This window comes from Streptomyces sp. NBC_01255, from assembly GCF_036226445.1.
GTDB lineage: Bacteria > Actinomycetota > Actinomycetes > Streptomycetales > Streptomycetaceae > Streptomyces.
The window spans coordinates 4,288,732-4,310,353 of sequence record NZ_CP108474.1 but is presented as its reverse complement, the minus strand read 5'-3'; the positions used below and the strand labels follow the sequence as shown (position 1 = coordinate 4,310,353).

The following is a 21,622-nucleotide window of genomic DNA, read 5'->3' as shown; positions in this document are numbered from 1 at the left end:
CACGACGGACTCAGCCGGTTGCTCCGGCCTCGTCGAGGGCCCGCAGGACATCGGCGATCAGGTCCTCCGGATCCTCGGCGCCCACCGAGAAGCGGATGAAGCCCTCCGCGACCGCGTCCCCGCCCCAGCGCCCCCGCCGCTCCGCCGTGGAGCGCACGCCGCCGAAGCTGGTGGCGTCGTCCACGAGTCGCAGCTCTTCGAGGAACCGCTCGGCCCGCTTCCGGTCCGCCAGCTCGAAGGAGACCACCGGGCCGAAGCGCCGCATCTGCCGGGCCGCCACCGCGTGCGACGGGTCGCCGGGCAGCCCCGGATATCGCAGCCCGGTCACGTCGTCGCGCTCGGCGAGTACGCGCGCGAGGGACAGAGCGGTGGAGCACTGCCGGTCGATCCGCAGCTGGAGGGTGGCCAGCGAACGGTGGGCGAGCCAGGCCTCCATGGGGCCGGGGATCGCGCCGACCACCTTGCGCCAGCGCCGTACCTCCGCCGCCCGCAGCGGATCCCGGCAGCTCACGTGCCCAAGCAGGATGTCGCCGTGCCCGGTCATGCCCTTGGTGTCGCTGGCGACGGAGAAGTCCGCGCCCAGCTCCAGGGGCCGCTGGCCGAGCGGGGTGGCGAGGGTGTTGTCGACGGCCACGAGCGCCCCCGCGGCGTGTGCCTCGCGCACCAGACGCCGGATGTCGCAGACGTCGAGCCCGGGGTTGGACGGGGTCTCGATCCAGAGCAGCCGGGCGCCTTCGAGGACGGCGAGCTGCCCGTCGCCGCCGGTCGGCGCGGTGCGGACCTCGATGCCGTACGCCCGCAGCTGCTCGTGCAGCAGCGGCAGGGCCTGGTAGCCGTCGGTGGGCACCACCACCGCGTCGCCCGCCTTCAGCTGGGAGAAGAGGACAGCGGAGATCGCGGCCATGCCCGAGGCGAAGACCAGAGTCTCGACGCCCTGCTCCCCCGGTGCCTCCAGCTCGCCGATGGCCCGTTCCAGGTGGGTCCAGGTGGGGTTCTCGTCGCGGCCGTACGCGTAGCCGCCCGTCGGCTCGCCCGGCAGATGGAAGTGCGCGGCGAAGACCGGGCCCGGCAGGGTCGGTTCGTACTTCACGGGCGCGGGGAGCCCGGCCCGCACGGCGAGGGTGCCGTCACCCAGTACGCCGGCCGTCCGCCGGCCGGGGTCGCTTGCCTGGTCGGTCACGCTGTCCGTTCCTCCATTTCCGCACGTACGGCAGCGAGCAGTCCCCCGCTCGCGGCCTCCACCATCTCCAGGCATTCCTCGAAGCCCTCCCGGCCCCCGTAATACGGGTCGGGGACGTCGAGCGCGTCCCCCGCGGCCGGGTCGTAAGAACGCAGCAGCCGTATCCTCGCCGCTTCCTCGGGGGTGCGGGCGAGTGCCCGGAGCTCCCGCAGATGCCCTTCGTCCAGCGCGATCACCAGGTCGAGGGCGGGGAACCACGAGGCCTGGAACCGGCGCGCGGAGTGCGCGGAGGTGTAGCCGTTCTCGTCCAGGACAGCGACCGTGCGCGGGTCGGCACCGTGGCCCTCGTGCCAGCCGCCGGTCCCCGCGCTGTCGACCTCCACCGCCCCGCCGAGGCCGGCCTCCTCCACCCGCCGGCGGAAGACGTGCTCGGCCATCGGCGAGCGGCAGATGTTGCCCGTGCAGACGAAGCACACGCGATAGGGCACGGTCGCCGGCTCAGTCACCGTCGGGGAGCACGACGTTCAGTGCCCACGAGACGACGGAGATGATCAGGCCGCCGACGACGGCGGTCCAGAAGCCGTCCACGTGGAAGCTGAGGTCGAACAGGTCGGCAAACCAGGACGTGAGCATCAGCATCAGGGCGTTGACCACCAGGGTGATCAGGCCGAGGGTCAGGATGAAGAGCGGCAGCGTCAGCAGTTTGACGATCGGCTTGACCAAGAAGTTCACGAGCCCGAAGACCAGGGCGACGAGAATGAGGGTCAGGGCCTGCCTGCCGGTGCTCTCACCGGTCAGGGTGATGTCCGGTGAGAGCACCCAGACGGCGACTCCCAGGGCGCCCGCGTTCGCGAGCGTCTTGACTACAAAATTCTTCATGTGTCTGATCGTGGCAGACATGATCGGGCCAAGGGCAGGGGCTGACAGGCGATGAAGGCATTCCGGCTGGACGAACTGGAAGCGGAGCGCGCCGCGAACCAGGGCGCCTACCTCCAGTTCCTGCGGGAGCGGAACATGTCGGTGGGCCTGTACGCGCTGGACGCCGGGGCGCTCGACCCGCAGCAGCCGCACGGCCAGGACGAGGTCTACTTCGTGGTGAGCGGCCGTGCGGCGATCACGGTAGGGGAGGAGACGACCCAGGTGGCGCGCGGCAGCGTGGTCTACGTGCCGGCCGGGGTGCCCCACAAGTTCCACCACATCAGCGAGGACCTGCGGGTCATGGTGGTCTTCTCCCCGCCGGAGGGCTGAGGCCCGAGGCGGCGGTGGCGGCCCCGATGCGGAGGCCGGCGACCCCCTAGGGGACGGATCAGGGGAGAGCGGGGGCCCCGTGGCCCCCGTGGGCCGCTTTCCGCCCCTAGCCTTGAGGGTGTTCGGCGCGGAATGCGCGGAACAGATCTTCGAGAGCGAGGTAGGACCATGGCCGTACAAGAGATTCTCGCGGGGATGCCCTGGTGGGTGAAGTGGGTCGCCATACCCGCTCTCGTCCTGCTGGTCTTCGGCGGACTGATCACCAGCGTCCTGACCTTCGTGGTCGCGGTGCTGTTCAAGGTGCTGCTCTTCGTGGCCCTCGTCGCCGGACTCGTCTACGTCGTGCGGAAGTTCAAGAACTCCACCGGGTCGCGCGAGGACTGGTAGCACAAGCCGCGGAGCCGTAGGGAACCGATGGCGGGCATTAGCCCGCCCGGGGGAACGCGGGGCTGGAATCCGGGCAGGGCCTCAAAGGCTGCCACTAGAGTGGAATCCCTCCGCCGTGTTGGGGACTACGGGCGTAGACCGCCGTACTGACCAGCGGTTTCCCAGGCCCGGCGGGCGCGCGGGGGCGGCCCCCGCGGGCGGATGCATGGCATCCGTCGTCACGCCTGGGGGTGACCTTTGGCCACGGCTACGCAGTCTGCTGCACCTACCCTGATCGGCTCGGTGCAGCGGGCGCTGAGACTTCTGGAGGCCGTGTCCTCCCATGCGGATGGCGCCCCGGCCAAACAGCTCGCCCGCGAGACGGGCCTTCCGCTGCCCACCACGTACCACCTGCTCCGCACCCTGACGCACGAGGGCTATCTACGCCGCGAGAAGGGTGTGTTCGTCCTGGGCGACGCCGCCGTCCGACTGGCCGGCGGCGGAGCTGTGCAGAATCGTCGCATCAAGATCGAAGACTCCCTTGCCCGCTGGCGGGACGAGATCGGTGTGCCGGTGTACTTCGCCCTCTATCGGGAGGGCGAGATCGAGCTCGTCGCTGTCGCGGACACTCCCTCGGCCCCCGCGGTGGAGGAGTGGGCCGACTTCCGCGAGACCGCGCACGCGCACGCCATCGGGCAGTGCCTGCTGAGTCAACTCGATCTGAAAACTCGTCAAGACCACCTCGACCGCCATCCGGTGGAAGCAATCACTCCGTACACGGTGCGTAACCGGCGTGTGCTTTTGGATCGTTTGGGCGGTTTGGGGCGAATGGAGCCCCTGGTAGAGCGTCAGGAATATGCACTCGGCACGGTCTGTGCCGCCATTCCCATCACAGCGGGCTCCGCGGCGGCCGCGATGGCCATTTCCCTCCCCCTTCACCAGGAAGAACGGTTGCTCCCAGCAGTCGAGCGGCTACGTACGGAGATCGGGAGGCTCTTCAGTTCGCTCGCGTTCTCTATCAGTATCTGAAAAATCACTCCTTGTGATCTGCTAGCGCTTACAGCACGATTGCGTCAAGAGGGCCACGGGGGATCATTCCTGGCCGTTTCGGTCACAGCTTTCAGCAGCTGTGTTTACACAACTGCTTCATCTACTGCGGGGTACATGATGCGAGAGTCGGTTCAGGCCGAGGTCCTGATGAGCTTCCTCGTCTCCGAGGAGCTCTGCTTCAAGATCCCAGTCGAGCTGCGATACGAGACCCGGGATCCTTACGCGGTGCGGATGACCTTCCACCTCCCCGGAGACGCGCCCGTGACCTGGGCGTTCGGCAGGGAACTGCTGCTCGACGGGATCAACAAGCCGAGCGGGGACGGGGACGTGCACATCGCCCCGACGGACCCCGATGGGCTTTCGGACGTCTCCATCCGGCTTCAGGTGGGAGGCGACCGCGCCCTGTTCCGGGCCAGCGCGCCGCCGCTGGTCGCCTTCCTCGACCGCACGGACAAGCTGGTTCCGCTTGGTCAGGAACGGACACTCGGCGACTTCGAGGACAACCTGGAGGCGGCACTCGGCCGGATTCTGGCAGAGGAGAACGCCGGCTGAGACCCCGTCGGCACAGCGACGGGGTACACCGGAGAACGGGACGGGACGCGGAGTACGGGGTGCGGGAGTGCGGGACGGACCAGCCCACACCCGGAATCCCTACTTCGCGCGGCGGCGCCGACCGCCCCGTACCGCCGCCGCCCGGGGCTTCCCGTCGGCGTCGGCTCCCGGCCGGTCGGCGGAGACCACCAGCGCCGCGAGGACCGTGGTGAGCGGCACGGAAGCGACCAGACCGATCGAACCGACCAGCGTTCGGACGATCTCCACCGCGACCAGCTCGCTGTTGGCCACCGTGCCCATGCTGCTCTGCGCGATCGAGAAGAGCAGCAGCAGCGGCAGGGCGGCGCCCGCGTAGGCGAGGACCAGGGTGTTCACGACCGAGGCGATGTGGTCGCGGCCGATCCGGATCCCGGCCCGGTACAGCGCGCGCGGCCCCATCCGCGGGTCTGCCTGATGCAGCTCCCAGACCGCCGAGGTCTGGGTGACGGTCACGTCGTCGAGGACGCCGAGCGAACCGATGATGATGCTGGCGAGCAGCAGGCCGGACATGTCGATGTCCGGATACAGGCCGTGGATCAGGCCGGTGTTGTCGTCGGTGTTGCCGCTGAGCGAGGCCCAGCCGACGAAGAGCGAGCCGAGCAGTCCGATCAGCAGCAGCGAGATCAGTGTGCCGAGCACCGCGACCGACGTGCGGGCCGAGAGCCCATGGCACAAGTAGAGCGCGATCAGCATGATCGCGCTCGACCCGACCACCGCCACGACCAGCGGATTCGAGCCCTCCAGGATCGCCGGGAGGATGAAGAACGTCAGCACCACGAAGCTCGCGACCAGCGCGACGAGCGCCATCAAGCCCTTCATCCGGCCGGCGGCCACGACCGCGACGGCGAAGATCCCGGCGAGCAGCGCCATCGGGAGCTTCCGGTCCACGTCCGTCACGGAGTACTGGAGGTCGCGGGGGGCGTCCGGGGCGTACGCCACCACCACGCCCTGCCCCTCGTGCAGTTGGCGCGGAGCGTCGGGCTGCACGATCTCGGTGAACGTACGGCCCTTCTCCGGGCCGCTGGTGACCTCGACCGTCGCCTTCTCGCACTGACCCTGCTGGGCTTCGACCGCCTCGCGTCCCTCGGGTGTGGACGTGTCGCCCGTCGGCGGGACCTGGGCGGCGTTCACGTCCTTGCAGTCGATCTGTTCGACGGAGACGACCGTGCCCTGCTCGGTCTGCCGGTCGAAGCCGACCCCGGTGCGCTCGTGCGCCGGAGCGCCGCCGGGCCACAGGACCGCGAGCCCGACCACGACGGCGGTGGCGAAGGGGATCAGGACCGCGGCGATGACCTTGCGCAGATGCCGGGAGACGGGGGCTGCGGGGCCGTGGCTGTGGCTGTGCCCGTGCCCATGGGAGGGGCCGGAATCGTGCCCGTGCCCGTGGTCGGGACCGGGGACGTGGCCGTGCGGCTCGGGGGGCTGCTGGGGGGAAGTCACCGACCGATCATCGCAAGAACGGTGGGGGCCCACTGTTCAGCACGCCAGGGATGACGCTAGCGTGGTGACACCTTTGCACACGCGGGAGCTCGGAGCACCGGGCTGAGAGGGCGCTGATCACCGTACGCACGTACGGGAGGAGGCTGCGCCGACCGCCGAACCTGTTACCGGGTAATGCCGGCGTAGGGAGATCGGTCTCATGACCATTCAGGATGCACGCACGCCTGCCTCCGACCAGGACGGCACGTCCGTCGACGGCACCCGCACGCCGGGCTGGCACAAGGGTTACGTCGAGGGTTCGCGCCCCGACCTCCGGGTCCCGGTCCGTCAGGTGCACCTCACCAACGGCAAGGACGTGACGCTGTACGACACGTCCGGTCCGTACACCGACCCCACCATCGACACCGATGTACGGCGTGGCCTGGCGCCGCTGCGCGAGAACTGGATCATCGCGCGCGGTGACACCGAGGAGTACGCGGGCCGTCCCGTCCGCCCCGAGGACGACGGCATCAAGCACACGTCACCGCGCGGTGGCGGGCTCAAGAACCTCGACGCCGTCTTCCCCGGCCGCCCGCGCCTGCCGCGCCGCGGCCGCGACGGCCAGGCGGTGACGCAGCTCGCGTACGCCCGCCGGGGGGAGATCACCCCGGAGATGGAGTTCGTCGCGATCCGGGAGAACGTCTCCCCCGAGGTCGTACGGGAGGAGATCGCCGCGGGCCGCGCGGTGCTCCCGGCGAACGTGAACCACCCGGAGATCGAGCCGATGATCATCGGCAAGCGGTTCCTGGTGAAGGTGAACGCCAACATCGGCAACTCCGCCGTCACCTCCTCCATCGAGGAGGAGGTGGAGAAGATGACCTGGGCCACCAAGTGGGGCGCGGACACGGTCATGGACCTGTCCACCGGCCGCAACATCCACACCACCCGCGAGTGGGTGCTGCGCAACTCCCCCGTGCCGATCGGCACCGTGCCGCTCTACCAGGCGCTGGAGAAGGTCGACGGCCGGGCCGAGGACCTGACCTGGGAGATCTACAAGGACACGGTCATCGAGCAGGCCGAGCAGGGCGTCGACTACATGACGGTGCACGCCGGCGTGCTCCTGCCGTACGTGCCGCTCACCGCGCGCCGCAAGACCGGCATCGTCTCGCGCGGCGGCTCGATCATGGCCGCCTGGTGCCTCGCCCACCACAAGGAGAACTTCCTCTACACGAACTTCGAGGAGCTCTGCGAGATCCTGGCGGCGTACGACGTCACGTACTCGCTCGGCGACGGTCTGCGCCCCGGTTCGATCGCGGACGCCAACGACGAGGCGCAGTTCGCGGAGCTGCGTACGCTCGGCGAGCTGAACACGATCGCCAAGCGGCACAACGTGCAGACGATGATCGAGGGCCCGGGTCACGTCCCGATGCACAAGATCAAGGAGAACATCGACCTCCAGCAGGAGATCTGCGAGGAGGCGCCGTTCTACACGCTCGGCCCGCTGACGACGGACGTGGCGCCCGCCTACGACCACATCACCTCCGGCATCGGCGCGGCGATGATCGCCTGGTGGGGCACGGCGATGCTCTGCTACGTCACGCCCAAGGAGCACCTGGGCCTGCCCAACAAGGACGACGTGAAGACGGGCGTCATCACGTACAAGATCTCCGCCCATGCGGCGGACCTCGCCAAGGGCCACCCGGGCGCGCAGGAGTGGGACGACGCGCTCTCGGACGCGCGGTTCGAGTTCCGCTGGGAGGACCAGTTCAACCTGGCGCTCGACCCGGTCACCGCACGCGAGTTCCACGACGAGACGCTGCCGGCGGAGCCCGCGAAGACCGCGCACTTCTGCTCGATGTGCGGTCCGAAGTTCTGCTCGATGAAGATCTCCCAGGACATCCGGCGTGAGCACGGCGGCACGCAGCAGGAGATCGAGGCCGGGATGGCGGAGAAGTCGAAGGAGTTCGCGGAGGCCGGCAACCGCGTCTACCTGCCGCTCGCGGACTGACCGCGGCGGCTTCCGGGCCGGCATCACGCAGGCTTCCGAACAGGCACCGGCCCGCGACCCACGGGGGAGTCGCGGGCCGGTGCCGTTGTCAGGTGGCGGTGCCGCCTTCAGCTGGGCGTGCCGTCGTCCCGGTCCATCGCGGCGAGGGCGTCGCGGAGGAAGGGGACGACGCCGCGTTCGAGCAGGGCGAGGCGCCAGGCCTCGCGAGCGCGGGACAGTTCGTCGTCCGCCGTGGTGGCGGGCGCACCGGCGCTGACCGTCGCGGTCGGGCTGTTGCGCAGGGCGGTCCGGAGGAGTCCGGCGGCCGCGCAGAGCAGGCCCGCGGCGGCGACCGCGCCGAACACCAGGCCGGCCGTCAGCAGCGTCGCGCCGAACACCACGGTGGGCGCGATCGCGTGCAGGAGCGCGCCGACCAGCAGGAAGATGAAGGCGGCCGACCCGGCGAGGACGGGCACCATGACGGTGACGATCGCGACGATCCCCGCGCCGGAGCCGTCCTGCGGGGCGGGTATGCGGGTGGCGACCGCGACGCGGCTCTGCTCGCGGACCTTGACGAAGTGGTCGTACTCGCTGGACGCCGCGGTGGTGATCAGCGCTGTCGCGTTCAGGGCCATGGAGCGTAGTTGTCCGACCGTGAGCCGGGTCCCGACTCCGGCGAGATCCGGACGTGCGTGGGCGGTGCTCAGTGCGTCGTCGAGGACCCGCTCGTACTCGGCGCGATCCTCGGTCAGCAGGTACGGAGCCACGTTCATGTGCATCCCCCGATGCTCCGCAGGCCCGGATCAGCCGTGGAGAACGGTTGGTCGGGCGGAAACGGAGGAGAGCCTGCTACGGATGGTCCGATGGTATTGCGGTGACGCCACGGGCTGACAGAGTGTTTCCGGAAATCGACTTCCCCGGATGCGCAGGGTTATGCGTCAGCCGTTCAGAGGGAGTTGGACGACCAGCAGCTTTCCGGCCATGGTCACGCCGCCGTCCATGGCGATCGCGAGACCGTCCGCGTACACATGCGGTCCGTCGACGATCGGGCCGCCGCCGTTCTCGCTCTCCTCCGTGCCGACCTGGCCGAGGAGGTACGGGATGGGGCTGTGGCCGTGCACGATCCGGCTGCCGCCGTAGGTGGAGAGGAGCTCCTGGACGGCCTGCGGTCCGCCCTCGTCGCGGAACGCGAAGCGCTTCGTGAACTTCCGGAACACGTCCCAGACCTCGTCGGCGTCGCTCCGGTTGAGGATCTCGTGGACCGTCTCGTTGACGTCCTCGATGGTCTCGCCGTATTCGAGGTACGCGGTGGTGTCGGAGTGCAGGAGGAGGTGGTCGTCCTCCAGGACCACGGCGTCGAGCCGGGACATCCACTGGAGGTGGACGTCCTGGAGCCGGTCCATGTCGTGCTTCTGCCCGCCGTTGAGCAGCCAGGCGGCCTGGAAGGTGGCCGTGCCCGCCCCGGAGTTGACCGGGGTGTCGCCGAAGCGCTTGGCGCCGATCAGCAGCAGCTCGTGGTTGCCCATGAGGGCCTTGCAGTAGCCACCGGCGGCGGCGGCCTCGGCGGAGAGGCGCATGACGAGGTCGATGACGCCGATGCCGTCGGGACCGCGGTCGGTGAAGTCGCCGAGGAACCACAGCCGGGCGTTGCCCGCGGCCCAGCCGCCGTTCTCGTCGACGAGGCCCTGGGCGCGCAGGGCGGCGACGAGTTCGTCGAGGTAGCCGTGGACGTCGCCGACGACGTAGAGGGGGCCGGGGCCGTCGCCGGTCGTGGCGGCGGGGTCGGGCGCGGTGGCGGCGTCGGGGGTGACGCGGACCTGGACGGTGTCGCCGCGGTTGATGATCGGGAGGTCGCGCTCGGTCGGGGTGTAGCCCTCGGGCAGGCCTCCTTCGGGGAAGGCGCTGCCGGGGTGGCCGGTGGCGACCGAGACGATGGAGGAGCCGGTGGTGCTGGTGGTGACGCCGGTGTACGCGGGGGCGACACGGCGGCCCAGGAGCAGGGTCGGATCGGCGGGGGCGGACAGGGGCGCGCCGACGACGGGGAGCGACCCGCTCGGTGCTGCCTCGACGGTCCGCGCGGGCGCGGTGGCCGGCATGGGCGGGGCAACCGGTGTCGCGACCGGTGTCGTGACCGGCGCCTCGGCCGGTGCTTCGGCAGCCGGCTCAGCCGGCGGAAGGTGCTCGGCGGCCGGCGCGGGCGTCGGCAGCTGATCCGCGGACGTCGGCTCGGCGGCGTGGCCCTGTACGGGCACCCGGGCGTACGGCGGTACGCGGAAGTCGCGCAATGTCGCCGTGCGCACCACGGGCTCCTGCCCGGCCCCCTGAGTCATGGACCCCTCCACCACCGTCGCGATGCCCTGCACATCGTGGACCGGCCTGGTCGGGGTGGCCCACGATGTCGTCCGCCCATCATAGGAATGAGGGTCCTCCTGTGTGACGCACCAGGGGTGGTGAATCCGGGTCCACTCCGGGTTCACCGGTTGTTTCGCCCGAATTGAGAAGGTCCAGTCCAGGGTTGAGGCCGGTACGGTGCTCGGTTTCGCCGCCCCGGCCCACGGGCAGGGGCGGGGCGGCGGTGTCGGTGAGCCTCGGTCAGTCCTTCGCGGGTGAGCGCGGCGGGCTGACCGTGGTGCGCGGCGAGCGCCGCTGCGAGGACGTGCGGACGATGAGTTCGGTCGGTATCACCTGCTCAACCGGACCGTCCGTATCGATCCCCTCGATGGCGTCGATGAGGAGCTGGACGACGGCCGTGCCGATCCTGCGTGGCTTGAGCGAGAGCGTCGTGATGGGCGGTTCGGTGGTGGCGTAGACGGTGGACTCGCTGCAGCAGACCAGCAGCAGGTCCTCCGGGACGCGCAGCCCGTAGCGGCGCGCGGCCGCGAGGAGATCGGTTCCGTTGGGATCGAAGAGGCCGTAGACGGCGTCGGGTCGGTCCGGGCGGGCGAGCAGCCGGTCGGCCGCGACGGCGCCCGCGCACGGATCGTGCGCCGGATAAGACTCGTAGACGGGGTCCTGGCCGACCCGCTCGCACCAGTTGAGGTACGCGGTGGTGGACAGGCGGGTGTACGTGTCGGTGGTGGTTCCGGTGAGGAGGCCGATGCGGCGGGCGCCGGCGTCGGCGAGGTGGTCGAGCAGATCGAGGACGGCGGCTTCGTGGTCGTTGTCGACCCAGGCGGTGACCGGAAGGGTGCCGGCGGGGCGTCCGTCGGAGACGACGGGGAGGCCCTGCCGGACCAGTTCGGTGACGACCGGGTCGTGGTCGGAGGGGTCGATGACGACGGTGCCGTCGAGGGCGACGTTCGACCAGACGTCATGGCGGGAGGTGGCGGGGAGGATGACCAGGGCGTAGCCCCGGGCGAGTGCCGCCGATGTGGCTGCTCTGGCCATCTCCGCGAAGTATGCGAATTCGGTGAAGGTGAAAGGTTCATCCCCGTACGTGGTCACGGTCAGGCCGATGAGTCCCGATTTGCCCGTACGGAGCGTGCGGGCCGCCGCGGATGGGCGGTAGCCCAGCCGGTCGGCGACCTCGCGGACGTGGCGGCGGGTGGCGTCCGGGAGTCGGCCCTTGCCGTTGAGCGCGTCGGAGACAGTCGTGATGGAGACCCCGGCGGCGGCGGCCACGTCCCGGATGCCTGCCCGGCCCTGCCGGCTTCCCCGGGTCTGTGCCCGGCTCACCTGGTGCTTCCCTGCTGCTGTCATGGCGAGCCGATAGTAGGGCGATGAGGGGCGGTCGGGACGGTCGCATATGCAGGCATTGACAGGCACGTTTCTGCATGATCGAAAACGGTCAATAGGTAAGGAATCCAAGGCAGTTAAGGGTTCTTCCATGCGACCTAGGGTTGCCGAACGGCATAGGCCTGGCGAAGGGGCGAGGTCTCGAAGAGGTCTCAACTCACCTCTACGGGGGATGCGCGCCACGGCGCCCGCCACCGGCGCGCGCCACCCGGGCTCGCGCTCCCCCTCTCCACGGGCTCGCCGCGGGAGGGATCGGGAGCGCTGTCCACAGCGTGTCCCTCCTGTTGTCCACAGGCCATTCGCAGCGGAGGCGAATCCTCATAAGGTGAGGAGTATTGGCGGTACGGACGGCCGAGGAGGCCACACTGTGAGCGAGACCAGCGGGACGAGCACCGGCAGCCCCAAGCTGCGCGCCGAGCTGGACGGCGTCCCCACCTACAAGCCGGGCAAGCCGGCCGCCGCGGGCGGACCCGTGGCCTTCAAGCTGTCGTCCAACGAGAACCCCTATCCGCCGCTGCCCGGGGTCATGGAGAGCACGCTGGCCGCCGCCGCGAACTTCAACCGCTACCCGGACATGGCCTGCACGGGCCTGATGCAGGAGCTCGCCGACCGCTTCGGCGTGCCGGTCTCGCACATCGCGACGGGCACGGGCTCGGTCGGGGTCGCGCAGTCGCTGCTCCAGGCCACGTCCGGCCCGGGCGACGAGGTGATCTACGCCTGGCGCTCCTTCGAGGCGTACCCGATCATCACGCAGATCAGTGGTGCCACCTCGGTACAGGTGCCGCTGACCGACGGCGACGTGCACGACCTCGACGCGATGGCCGCGGCGATCACCGACCGGACCCGGTTGATCTTCGTCTGCAACCCCAACAACCCCACGGGCACCGCGGTCCGCCGGGCCGAGCTGGAGCGCTTCCTCGACCGGGTGCCCTCCGACGTCCTGGTCGTCATCGACGAGGCGTACAGGGAGTTCGTCCGTTCCACCCCAGGTGAAGGGGGTGACATCCCGGACGGCATCGAGCTCTACCGCGACCGGCCGAACGTCGCCGTGCTGCGTACGTTCTCCAAGGCGTACGGCCTGGCGGGGCTGCGGGTCGGCTTCGCGATCGCCCACGAGCCGGTGGCGGCGGCGCTGCGCAAGACGGCGGTCCCGTTCGGGGTCAGCCAGCTGGCGCAGGACGCGGCGGTGGCCTCGCTGCGGGCCGAGGACGAACTGCTCGGCCGGGTCGGCTCGTTGGTGGCCGAGCGCGAGCGGGTCCACGCGGGGCTTGTGGCCCAGGGCTGGACCGTGCCGGACACCCAGGCGAACTTCGTCTGGCTGCGGCTCGGCGAGCGGACGCTGGACTTCGCGGCGGAGTGCGAGCGGCACGGCGTGATGGTGCGGCCGTTCGCGGGCGAGGGCGTGCGCGTCACGATCGGTGAGACCGAGGCGAACGACCTGTTCCTGAAGGCGGCGGAGGGCTTCCGCGAGCAGGGCTGATCAGCGGCCGGCGACGAGCTCCACGCGGATCGGGTCGCCGTCCCTGACGGTGGCCAGGATCCGCGGGTCGCCGTCCAGCGCGCCCAGCAGATTGCACGGGCTCGCGAGCCGGCACTCGTCTCCCCGCGAGATCGGGGTCGGGCCGTAGGGGAGGGCGAGCGCGTCGCCGTCCGTCCAGAAGGCCACCGTGCCCGGTTCCACGACCTGGCGCGCGCCGTCCTCGACGGGGACGGAGACCGGAGTGTCGAAGTAGACCTCCTCGCCCCAGGTCCGGGCGGTGGAGGAGATCGGGAGAGCCCCCGCGAGCGCCGCGCTCGTGGGGGTTTCCTCAAGGGTCGCCGTGGTGTGTCCGGCCGGCCAGAAGATGCGTATCCGAAGGGTCATGCCCGGATTCAACAATATGTTGAAGGTCCTGGGAAGAGGTGACCTTCGGTAGAGGGACCCCGACTGAAGGTACGAATTTCGTATGAGCCATAATGCTTGTGAATGTGAACGCGTTCACAAGCGTGTCCCGGTTCGTCCCCTAATTGGTGGGATTAACAGGGCAAACTGCCGATGTGACCACGGCGAGTAAGGAGAAAACGACGTGGACCTCGCTCTTGCGCCAGAGACTCTGGCGCGCTGGCAGTTCGGCATCACCACCGTCTACCACTTCCTCTTCGTCCCCCTGACGATCTCCCTCGCCGCCCTCACCGCCGGTCTCCAGACGGCCTGGGTGCGGACCGAGAAGGAGAAGTACCTCAGGGCGACGAAGTTCTGGGGCAAGCTCTTCCTGATCAACATCGCCATGGGTGTCGTCACCGGCATCGTGCAGGAGTTCCAGTTCGGCATGAACTGGTCCGACTACTCCCGTTTCGTCGGCGACATCTTCGGTGCCCCGCTCGCCTTCGAGGCGCTCATCGCCTTCTTCTTCGAGTCCACGTTCATCGGCCTGTGGATCTTCGGCTGGGACAAGCTGCCCAAGCGGATCCACCTCGCCTGCATGTGGATGGTGTCGATCGGCACCATCCTCTCCGCCTACTTCATCCTCGCGGCGAACTCCTGGATGCAGCACCCCGTCGGGTACCGCATCAACGAGGAGCGCGGCCGGGCGGAGCTCACCGATTTCTGGCTGGTGCTCACCCAGAACACGGCCCTCACCCAGTTCTTCCACACCATGACGGCGGCCTTCCTGGTCGGCGGCGCGTTCATGGTCGGCATCTCCGCGTTCCACCTGGCGCGCAAGAAGCACATCCCGGTGATGCGGACCTCGCTGCGGCTCGGCCTGATCACCCTGATCATCGCCGGCCTCGGCACCGCCATCAGCGGTGACCTGCTCGGCAAGGTCATGTTCAAGCAGCAGCCCATGAAGATGGCCGCCGCCGAGGCGCTCTGGGACGGCGAGGCGCCCGCGCCCTTCTCGATCTTCGCCTACGGCGATGTCGACAAGGGCCACAACAAGGTCGCCATAGAGATCCCGGGACTCCTGTCCTTCCTCGCGAACGACGACTTCACCTCGTACGTCCCGGGCATCAACGACATCAACAAGGCCGAGCAGGAGAAGTTCGGCCCCGGCGACTACCGGCCGAACATCCCCGTCGCGTACTGGGGATTCCGCTGGATGATCGGCTTCGGCATGGCCTCCCTGGGCATCGGCATGCTCGGTCTCTGGCTCACCCGCAAGAAGTTCATGCTGGCGCCGGGGATGCGGACCGGCGAGGACGAAGTGCCGAATCTGGTCCTGTTCAAGCGGAAGGCGCTCAGCCCGCGCTTCACCAAGTGGTACTGGATCGTCGCCCTCTGGACCATGGGCTTCCCGCTCATCGCCAACTCCTGGGGCTGGATCTTCACCGAGATGGGCCGTCAGCCCTGGGTCGTCTACGGCGTGCTGCGCACCCGGGACGCGGTCTCCCCCGGTGTCTCCCAGGGTGAGGTGCTCACCTCAATGATCATCTTCACCGCCCTCTACGCCGTTCTCGCCGTGATCGAGGTCAAGCTCCTCGTCAAGTACGTCAAGGCGGGACCGCCGGAGCTCACCGAGGACGACCTCAACCCGCCCACCAAGATCGGCGGGGACTCCCGTGACCCCGACCGCCCCATGGCCTTCTCGTACTGAGGCTCAGGAGAACGAGGCATGGAACTCCACGACGTCTGGTTCGTACTCATCGCCGTCCTCTGGATCGGCTACTTCTTTCTCGAAGGCTTCGACTTCGGGATCGGCGTCCTGACCAAGCTGCTCGCCCGCGACCGGGCCGAGAAGCGGGTCCTCATCAACACGATCGGTCCCGTCTGGGACGGCAACGAGGTATGGCTGCTCACCGCAGGCGGCGCGACCTTCGCCGCCTTCCCCGAGTGGTACGCGACGCTCTTCTCCGGCTTCTACCTGCCGCTGCTGATCATCCTGGTCTGTCTGATCGTCCGGGGCGTCGCCTTCGAGTACCGGGCGAAGCGGCCCGAGGAGAACTGGCAGCGCAACTGGGAGCAGGCCATCTTCTGGACCTCCCTGATCCCGGCGTTCCTCTGGGGCGTGGCATTCGGCAACATCGTCCGGGGCGTGAAGATCGACGCGGAGATGGAGTTCGTCGGCACCTTCTGGGACCTCCTCAACCCGTACGCGCTCCTCGGCGGTCTGGTCACGCTCACCCTCTTCACCTTCCACGGCGCGGTCTTCGCCTCGCTCAAGACGATCGGTGACATCCGGGTGCGCGCCCGGGCGCTCGCACTCAAGCTGGGCCTGGTCGCGGCCGTGCTCGCGCTCGTCTTCCTGATCTGGACCCAGGTCGACACGGGGGACAGCTGGAGCCTCGCGGCGATGCTGATCGCCGTGGTGGCCCTGGTCGGCGCCATCGGTGCCATCAAGGTGGGGCGCGAGGGCTGGTCGTTCGCGCTCTCGGGTGTGACGATCGCCGCCGCGGTGGCGATGCTCTTCCTCGCGCTGTTCCCGAACGTCATGCCGTCTTCGCTCAACCCCGAGTGGAGTCTTACCGTGACGAACGCGTCGTCGAGCCCGTACACGCTCAAGATCATGACCTGGTGCGCGGCGATCGCGACCCCGTTGGTGCTGCTCTACCAGAGCTGGACCTACTGGGTGTTCCGTAAGCGCATCGGTACGCAGCACATCGCCGACGCTCACCAGCCGACCGACGCACGAGCTCACTAGAGGGGCATGTTTCACGTGAAACCGATCGATCCGCGTCTGCTCCGGTACGCCCGGGCCACCCGCTTCTTCCTTGCGGCGGTGGTCGTGCTCGGTCTGGCCGGGGCGGCGCTGGTCATCGCCCAGGCGATGCTCATCGCCGAGATCGTGGTGGGGGCCTTCCAGAAGGGCCTGGCGGTTTCCGATCTGACCACCTCTCTGCTGCTGCTCGCGGGAGTCGCGGTGGCGCGGGGGGTCGTCTCCTGGCTGACCGAGCTCGCCGCCCACCGGGCGAGTGCGGCGGTCAAGTCCGAGCTCCGCGGCCGGCTCCTCGCCCGGGCGGCCGCGCTCGGACCCGGGTGGCTGAGCGGCCAGAAGGCGGGTTCGCTGATCGCGCTGGCGACGCGGGGCGTCGACGCGCTCGACGACTACTTCGCCCGCTACCTCCCGCAGCTCGGCCTCGCGGTGGTCGTACCGGTGGCGGTCCTCGCCCGGATCGTCACCGAGGACTGGGTCTCGGCGGCGATCATCGTCGTCACTCTGCCGCTGATTCCGCTCTTCATGATCCTCATCGGCTGGTACACGCAGGCGCGGATGGACCGGCAGTGGAAGCTGCTCTCCCGGCTCTCCGGCCACTTCCTGGACGTCGTGGCGGGGCTGCCCACCCTCAAGATCTTCGGCCGGGCGAAGGCCCAGGCCGAGTCGATCCGCGCGATCACCTCGGAGTACCGGCAGGCGACGATGCGCACTCTGCGGATCGCCTTCATCTCCTCCTTCGCCCTGGAGCTCCTCGCGACCTTGTCGGTCGCGCTCGTCGCCGTGACCATCGGCATGCGGCTCGTCCACGGTGAGCTCGATCTGTACACCGGGCTCGTCATCCTGATCCTGGCGCCCGAGGCCTACCTCCCGTTGCGGCAGGTGGGCGCGCAGTACCACGCGGCGGCCGAGGGACTCGCGGCGGCGGAGGAGATCTTCGAGGTCCTGGAGCAGCCCGTACGCGAGGGCGGTACGGGGGCGGTTCCGGGCTCCGTGCGGCTGGAGCTCGACCGGGTGACCGTGCGGCACGCGGGGCGCGCCGAACCGGCCCTCGACGCGGCGACGCTGACGGTCGAGCCCGGCGAGACGGTGGCCCTGGTCGGTCCGAGCGGCGTCGGAAAGTCGACGCTCCTCGACGTGGTGCTCGGCTTCGTGGCACCGGAGGAGGGCGGTTCCGTCCGGGTCGGCGGCGAGGACCTCGCGACGCTGGACCTGGAGGGCTGGCGGTCGCGGATCGCCTGGGTGCCGCAGCGCCCGTACCTCTTCGCGGGGACGATCGCCGAGAACGTACGTCTGGCCCGCCCGGACGCCTCCGACGAGGCGGTACGGGAAGCCCTGCGGGATGCCGGGGCGGACGGGTTCGTCGCGGGGCTTCCCGAGGGGCTCGACACCCCGCTCGGCGAGGACGGTGCCGGGCTGTCGGCGGGCCAGCGGCAACGCCTGGCGCTCGCCCGGGCGTTCCTGGCGGACCGGCCGCTGCTGCTGCTCGACGAGCCGACGGCCGCGCTGGACGGCGAGACGGAGGCGGGCGTCGTCGAGGCGGTCCGGCGTCTCGCGGCCGGCCGGACGGTTCTGCTGGTGGTCCACCGTCCGGCGCTGCTCGCGGTCGCGGACCGGGTGGTGAGCCTGATTCCGACGGCGGCCCGGGAAGCGGGTTCGGCCGAGTCGGAGTCGGTCGGCGTGGCGGGTCCGGTCGGCGCGCGCGGCCAGGTGGAAGCGGCGGGATCGGACTCGGCGGATCGGTCCGGTGGGGAGGGGGCCGTGAGCGGCGGACCGGACGCCGGAGCGGTCGGCGTGGCCGACGAGGGAGCCGGAACGGGCTCCGGGCGGTCGCTGCTCGGGCGGGTCCGGGACATGGCCGGTGAGCTCAAGGGACGCATGGCGCTTGCCCTCCTGCTCGGGAGCCTGGCCCTCGGTTCCGCCGTCGGACTCATGGCCGTGTCCGGCTGGCTCATCTCCCGGGCCTCCGAACAGCCGCCCGTGCTCTATCTGATGATGGCCGTCACCGCCACGCGCGCCTTCGGCATCGGCCGGGCCGTCTTCCGGTACGCCGAGCGGCTCGTCTCGCACGACGCCGTGCTCCGGATGCTCGCCGAGCTCCGGGTCTCCGTCTACCGCCGCCTGGAGCGGATCGCCCCGGCCGGGCTGCGTCGCACCCGCCGCGGAGACCTCCTCTCCCGGCTCGTCCAGGACGTCGACGCGCTCCAGGACTACTGGCTTCGCTGGCTGCTCCCGGTGGGCGCCGCCCTCGTCGTGGGCGTCGCCTCCGCCGGGTTCACCGCCTGGCTGCTGCCCGAGGCCGGGGCCGTCCTCGCCGCGGGTCTGCTGGTCGCGGGTGTCGCCGTCCCGGCGGTCGGCGGGGCCTTCGCCCGCCGGGCCGAGCGCCGGCTCGCCCCCGCACGCGGCGCCCTCGCGACCGCCGTCGCCGACCTGCTCCGCGGCTGCGCCGAACTGACGGTCGCGGGCGCGCTGCCCGGCCGGGTCGAGCGGACCCGGACCGCCGACCGGCACCTCACCTCCATCGCCTCCCGGCAGGCCGCGGCCACCGCGCTCGGCGCCGGTCTCTCCGCGGTGGTCTGCGGACTGACGGTCGCGGCCGCCGCACTCGTCGGCGTCCAGGCCGTACGGGACGGGCGGCTCGACGGAGTGGCCCTCGCCGTGGTCGTCCTGACACCGCTCGCCGCCTTCGAGGCCGTCACCGGCCTGCCGCTCGCCGTCCAGTACCGGCAGCGCGTCCGGCACAGCGCCGAGCGCGTCTTCGAGGTGCTCGACGCCCCCGTCCCCGTACACGAGCCCGCCAGGCCCGAGACTCCCCCGGCGAACCCGTTCCCACTGGAGCTGACGGGGCTCTCCGCCCGGCACGCCGGGCAGGACCGCGCGGCGCTCGCCGACTTCGGGCTCACCCTGGAGGCCGGTCGCCGGGTCGCCGTCGTCGGTGCCTCCGGCTCCGGGAAGACCACGCTCGCCCAGGTGCTGCTGCGGTTCCTGGACGTGGAGAACGGCATGTACCGGATCGGCGGCGTGCCCGCCTGGGAGCTCGACGGCGACGCGGTCCGGCGGTTCGTCGGACTCTGTGCCCAGGACGCCCACATCTTCGACAGCTCCGTCCGGGAGAACCTGAGGCTCGCGAAGGTCGGGGCGAGCGACGAGGAACTGCGCGACGCGCTGCGCCGGGCCCGGCTGCTCGACTGGGTGAACGGCCTCCCGGCCGGGCTCGACACCCTCGTGGGCGAGCACGGCTCGCGGCTCTCCGGCGGCCAGCGGCAGCGCCTCGCGCTCGCACGCGCCCTGCTGGCCGACTTCCCCGTCCTCGTGCTCGACGAGCCGGCCGAGCACCTCGACCTGGCCACGGCCGACGCGCTCACCGACGACCTGCTCCGGGCCACGGAGGGCCGCACCACCGTCCTCATCACCCACCGGCTGCACGGGCTCGACGCCGTCGACGAGGTGGTGGTCCTGGCCGAGGGCCGGACCGTGCAGCGTGGCCCGTACGCCGAGTTGGCGGAGGCGGAGGGCCCGCTGCGTCGGATGCTGGAGCAGGAGCGGGAGACCGATCTGCTCGTCGTCGGCGCCGGGCCGAGCCGGGCCGCGTCAGGGGCATGACGGGGCATGAGCGGGGCCATGTCGGGGGCATGAGCGGGACGGTAGGCCATCGGCCGACTTTTCTCGCCAAATAGGACTAACTAGGCTCAGGCTCATGACCGCCGCCGCGTCCGACGCCTCGGACCCCCTGGAAGCCGCCACTCGGGCCACGCGCAGCCTCCAGGGGCTGTCCACGGAGCTCACCGCCCGCGTACCGCAGCTCCTGGAGGCCATGCGGTCGGTCGGTACGGGGCTCGAACTCCACTCCACCCTCGACCGGATCTGCGAGACCGCCGCCGAACTCGCCGACGCCCGCTACGCCGCGATCGGGGTCGTCGACGAAGAGGGCAAGGGACTGTCCGACTTCGTCACCTTCGGCGTCGGCGAGGACGTGGCCCGCGGGATCGGGCATCTCCCCGACGGCCACGCCGGGCTGCTCGGCGCGCTGATCCGCGACCCGCAGACCATCCGCCTCGCCGACCTGTCCACCGATCCGCGCGCGGCCGGCTTCCCGCCGGGGCATCCGCCGATGCGGAGCTTCCTCGGCGTCCCCATCCGGGTCCAGGGCGAGATCTTCGGCAACCTCTATCTCGCCGAGAAGCACGGCGGCGGCGAGTTCAACGACTACGACGTCCACATGGTCAGGGTGCTCGCCACGGAGGCGGGCATCGCCATCGGCAACGCCCGCCTCTACGAGGCCGCCCGGCAGCGCGAACGGTGGATCGACGGCTCGGTCGCCGTCACCACGGCCCTGCTCTCCGGCGGCGACGCCGACGACGCGCTCGCGGTCGTCGCCGAACAGGCGCGCCGACTCGCAGACGCGGACGCCGGCATCGTGCTGCTGCCCGCCGAGGAGGGGGGCCTGGAGATCGTCGCCGTCTCCTCGCCCCGCGCCACCAAGTCGCTGGGCGTCGTGATCCCGCCCGAGAGCGCCGTGGTCGAACAGCTCCTGGAGGGCGAGGCGGTCTTCGTGGCGGACGCCTCGACGGACCCGCGCATGATCAGCCGGCTGACGTCCGCGTACGGCCCGAGCATGATGCTGCCGCTGCAGAGCGGCGGCCGGGTCCTCGGCGCGCTCGCCACGCCCCGGGTGCGGGGCGGGCGGCCGTTCACGGAGACGGAGCGGACGCTCGCCACGCAGTTCGCCTCACAGGCGGCGCTCGCGCTGATGATGGCGGACGCACAGCGGGACCGGGAGCGTCTCGCCGTGTTCGAGGACCGTGACCGGATCGCCCGTGACCTGCACGACCTGGTCATCCAGCGACTCTTCGCCACCGGCATGATGCTGGAGAGCGCCCAGCGGAAGTCGATCGTGCCGGCCGTACGCGAGGGCGTCGGCAAGGCCGTGGACGAGCTGGACGTGACCATCCAGGAGATCCGTACGGCGATCTTCGCGCTTCAGCAGGGTCCTGCCGAGGCCCCGTCGGGGCTGCGCACCCGTGTCCTGCGGGAGATCAACATGGCGGCCGTGCCGCTCGGCTTCAAGCCGGCGCACCGCTTCCTCGGCGTGATCGACTCGGCGGTCGGCGATCTCACCGGCAAGAACCTCATCGCCGCCCTGCGCGAGGCCCTCTCGAACGCCTTCCGGCATGCGGAGGCGAGCCGCATCGAGGTGGTCGTCGACGCCACGGTCACGCTGCCCGACGGTTCGGCCGGGGTGCGGCTCTCGGTCGCGGACGACGGCGTCGGCATCCCGAAGGGCGGGCGGCGCAGCGGTCTGCGCAACCTGGCGCGGCGGGCCGAGTCGCTGGGCGGCGCGAGCTGGTGCGGGCCGGGCCTCGGGGAGGACGGCGGCGGCACGACGGTGGTGTGGGAAGCCCCGCTCTGACGACG

At 70.5% G+C, this 21,622-nt stretch carries 18 protein-coding genes; 10 read left to right on the top strand and 8 right to left on the bottom strand.

Annotation, left to right across the window (positions count from 1 at the left end; translation table 11 throughout):
* Positions 1 to 10: 10 nt before the first annotated feature.
* Genes OG357_RS19190 through OG357_RS19180 form a run of 3 tightly spaced genes read right to left on the bottom strand, consistent with a single transcriptional unit; the run spans position 11 to position 2,059 of the window.
* Positions 11 to 1,180, bottom strand: coding sequence for a cystathionine gamma-lyase (locus OG357_RS19190; RefSeq protein ID WP_329622318.1), 1,170 nt, complete (start codon positions 1,178 to 1,180; stop codon positions 11 to 13).
* Positions 1,177 to 1,668, bottom strand: a complete 492-nt coding sequence (locus OG357_RS19185; RefSeq protein ID WP_329622317.1) for a low molecular weight protein-tyrosine-phosphatase — start codon at positions 1,666 to 1,668, stop codon at positions 1,177 to 1,179. Before OG357_RS19185 ends, OG357_RS19190 begins: the two co-directional genes overlap by 4 nt.
* A 10-nt stretch (positions 1,669 to 1,678) precedes the next feature.
* Entirely contained in the window at positions 1,679 to 2,059 is a 381-nt protein-coding gene (locus OG357_RS19180) for a phage holin family protein (protein ID WP_329622316.1), read from the bottom strand.
* A 51-nt stretch (positions 2,060 to 2,110) separates the two neighbouring features.
* Here OG357_RS19180 and OG357_RS19175 point away from each other — a divergent pair, with 51 nt between their 5' ends.
* From OG357_RS19175 to OG357_RS19160, 4 genes are all read left to right on the top strand, one after another.
* Entirely contained in the window at positions 2,111 to 2,428 is a 318-nt protein-coding gene (locus OG357_RS19175; RefSeq protein WP_329622315.1) for a cupin domain-containing protein, read from the top strand.
* A gap of 168 nt (positions 2,429 to 2,596) precedes the next feature.
* A complete protein-coding gene (locus OG357_RS19170; protein WP_329622314.1) occupies positions 2,597 to 2,815 on the top strand; it encodes a DUF5326 family protein in 219 nt (72 codons plus the stop codon).
* A 282-nt stretch (positions 2,816 to 3,097) separates the two neighbouring features.
* Positions 3,098 to 3,823 (top strand): IclR family transcriptional regulator, encoded by a 726-nt coding sequence (locus OG357_RS19165; protein ID WP_443066699.1) that lies wholly within the window; start codon positions 3,098 to 3,100, stop codon positions 3,821 to 3,823.
* Between the two features lie 138 nt (positions 3,824 to 3,961).
* Complete coding sequence (locus OG357_RS19160) at positions 3,962 to 4,396, top strand: SsgA family sporulation/cell division regulator (protein ID WP_317601948.1); 435 nt, start codon at positions 3,962 to 3,964, stop codon at positions 4,394 to 4,396.
* 99 nt (positions 4,397 to 4,495) lie between these two features.
* Here the strand turns inward: OG357_RS19160 and OG357_RS19155 are convergent, their stop codons facing one another.
* Entirely contained in the window at positions 4,496 to 5,875 is a 1,380-nt protein-coding gene (locus OG357_RS19155) for a YibE/F family protein (RefSeq protein ID WP_443066698.1), read from the bottom strand.
* Between the two features lie 199 nt (positions 5,876 to 6,074).
* Here OG357_RS19155 and thiC point away from each other — a divergent pair, with 199 nt between their 5' ends.
* Positions 6,075 to 7,862 carry a phosphomethylpyrimidine synthase ThiC gene (gene thiC / locus OG357_RS19150; RefSeq protein ID WP_329622311.1) on the top strand — a complete coding sequence of 596 codons (1,788 nt, stop codon included), beginning with the start codon at positions 6,075 to 6,077 and terminating at the stop codon, positions 7,860 to 7,862.
* Between the two features lie 107 nt (positions 7,863 to 7,969).
* Here the strand turns inward: thiC and OG357_RS19145 are convergent, their stop codons facing one another.
* The 3 genes from OG357_RS19145 to OG357_RS19135 form a co-directional block, all read right to left on the bottom strand.
* Positions 7,970 to 8,620, bottom strand: coding sequence for a hypothetical protein (locus OG357_RS19145; protein WP_329622310.1), 651 nt, complete (start codon positions 8,618 to 8,620; stop codon positions 7,970 to 7,972).
* A 159-nt stretch (positions 8,621 to 8,779) separates the two neighbouring features.
* Entirely contained in the window at positions 8,780 to 10,171 is a 1,392-nt protein-coding gene (locus OG357_RS19140; protein WP_443066697.1) for a metallophosphoesterase, read from the bottom strand.
* Positions 10,172 to 10,433: 262 nt separating this feature from the next.
* Complete coding sequence (locus OG357_RS19135; RefSeq protein WP_329622309.1) at positions 10,434 to 11,540, bottom strand: LacI family DNA-binding transcriptional regulator; 1,107 nt, start codon at positions 11,538 to 11,540, stop codon at positions 10,434 to 10,436.
* A gap of 403 nt (positions 11,541 to 11,943) precedes the next feature.
* On the opposite strand from OG357_RS19135, the gene hisC reads away from it, so the two are divergent.
* Entirely contained in the window at positions 11,944 to 13,056 is a 1,113-nt protein-coding gene (gene hisC / locus OG357_RS19130) for a histidinol-phosphate transaminase (protein WP_329622308.1), read from the top strand.
* Here hisC and OG357_RS19125 read toward each other — a convergent pair whose 3' ends face one another.
* The gene (locus tag OG357_RS19125; protein WP_329622307.1) at positions 13,057 to 13,440 is read right to left on the bottom strand and encodes a cyclophilin-like fold protein; all 384 of its coding nucleotides are present in this window, start codon (positions 13,438 to 13,440) and stop codon (positions 13,057 to 13,059) included.
* Positions 13,441 to 13,642: 202 nt separating this feature from the next.
* On the opposite strand from OG357_RS19125, the gene OG357_RS19120 reads away from it, so the two are divergent.
* The 4 genes from OG357_RS19120 (at position 13,643) to OG357_RS19105 (ending at position 21,617) form a co-directional block, all read left to right on the top strand.
* Positions 13,643 to 15,151: a cytochrome ubiquinol oxidase subunit I gene (locus OG357_RS19120; protein ID WP_329622306.1), complete on the top strand. Its 1,509-nt coding sequence runs from the start codon at positions 13,643 to 13,645 to the stop codon at positions 15,149 to 15,151.
* A gap of 18 nt (positions 15,152 to 15,169) precedes the next feature.
* On the top strand, positions 15,170 to 16,195 hold the full coding sequence (gene cydB / locus OG357_RS19115) for a cytochrome d ubiquinol oxidase subunit II (protein ID WP_329622305.1): 1,026 nt from the start codon (positions 15,170 to 15,172) through the stop codon (positions 16,193 to 16,195).
* A 15-nt stretch (positions 16,196 to 16,210) separates the two neighbouring features.
* Complete coding sequence (gene cydD / locus OG357_RS19110) at positions 16,211 to 19,810, top strand: thiol reductant ABC exporter subunit CydD (RefSeq protein ID WP_329622304.1); 3,600 nt, start codon at positions 16,211 to 16,213, stop codon at positions 19,808 to 19,810.
* A 94-nt stretch (positions 19,811 to 19,904) separates the two neighbouring features.
* Positions 19,905 to 21,617, top strand: coding sequence for a GAF domain-containing sensor histidine kinase (locus OG357_RS19105; RefSeq protein ID WP_329622303.1), 1,713 nt, complete (start codon positions 19,905 to 19,907; stop codon positions 21,615 to 21,617).
* Positions 21,618 to 21,622 lie beyond the last annotated feature (5 nt).

Excerpts from the sequence above, each read along its gene's own strand:
- cydB (WP_329622305.1), top strand. The coding sequence starts at position 15,170 with ATGGAACTCCACGACGTCTGGTTCGTACTCATCGCCGTCCTCTGGATC.
- OG357_RS19180 (WP_329622316.1), bottom strand. The coding sequence starts at position 2,059 with ATGAAGAATTTTGTAGTCAAGACGCTCGCGAACGCGGGCGCCCTGGGA.
- OG357_RS19140 (WP_443066697.1), bottom strand. The coding sequence starts at position 10,171 with ATGACTCAGGGGGCCGGGCAGGAGCCCGTGGTGCGCACGGCGACATTG.
- OG357_RS19145 (WP_329622310.1), bottom strand. The coding sequence starts at position 8,620 with ATGCACATGAACGTGGCTCCGTACCTGCTGACCGAGGATCGCGCCGAG.
- thiC (WP_329622311.1), top strand. The coding sequence starts at position 6,075 with ATGACCATTCAGGATGCACGCACGCCTGCCTCCGACCAGGACGGCACG.
- OG357_RS19160 (WP_317601948.1), top strand. The coding sequence starts at position 3,962 with ATGCGAGAGTCGGTTCAGGCCGAGGTCCTGATGAGCTTCCTCGTCTCC.
- OG357_RS19125 (WP_329622307.1), bottom strand. The coding sequence starts at position 13,440 with ATGACCCTTCGGATACGCATCTTCTGGCCGGCCGGACACACCACGGCG.
- OG357_RS19175 (WP_329622315.1), top strand. The coding sequence starts at position 2,111 with ATGAAGGCATTCCGGCTGGACGAACTGGAAGCGGAGCGCGCCGCGAAC.
- OG357_RS19170 (WP_329622314.1), top strand. The coding sequence starts at position 2,597 with ATGGCCGTACAAGAGATTCTCGCGGGGATGCCCTGGTGGGTGAAGTGG.
- OG357_RS19105 (WP_329622303.1), top strand. The coding sequence starts at position 19,905 with ATGACCGCCGCCGCGTCCGACGCCTCGGACCCCCTGGAAGCCGCCACT.
- OG357_RS19135 (WP_329622309.1), bottom strand. The coding sequence starts at position 11,540 with ATGACAGCAGCAGGGAAGCACCAGGTGAGCCGGGCACAGACCCGGGGA.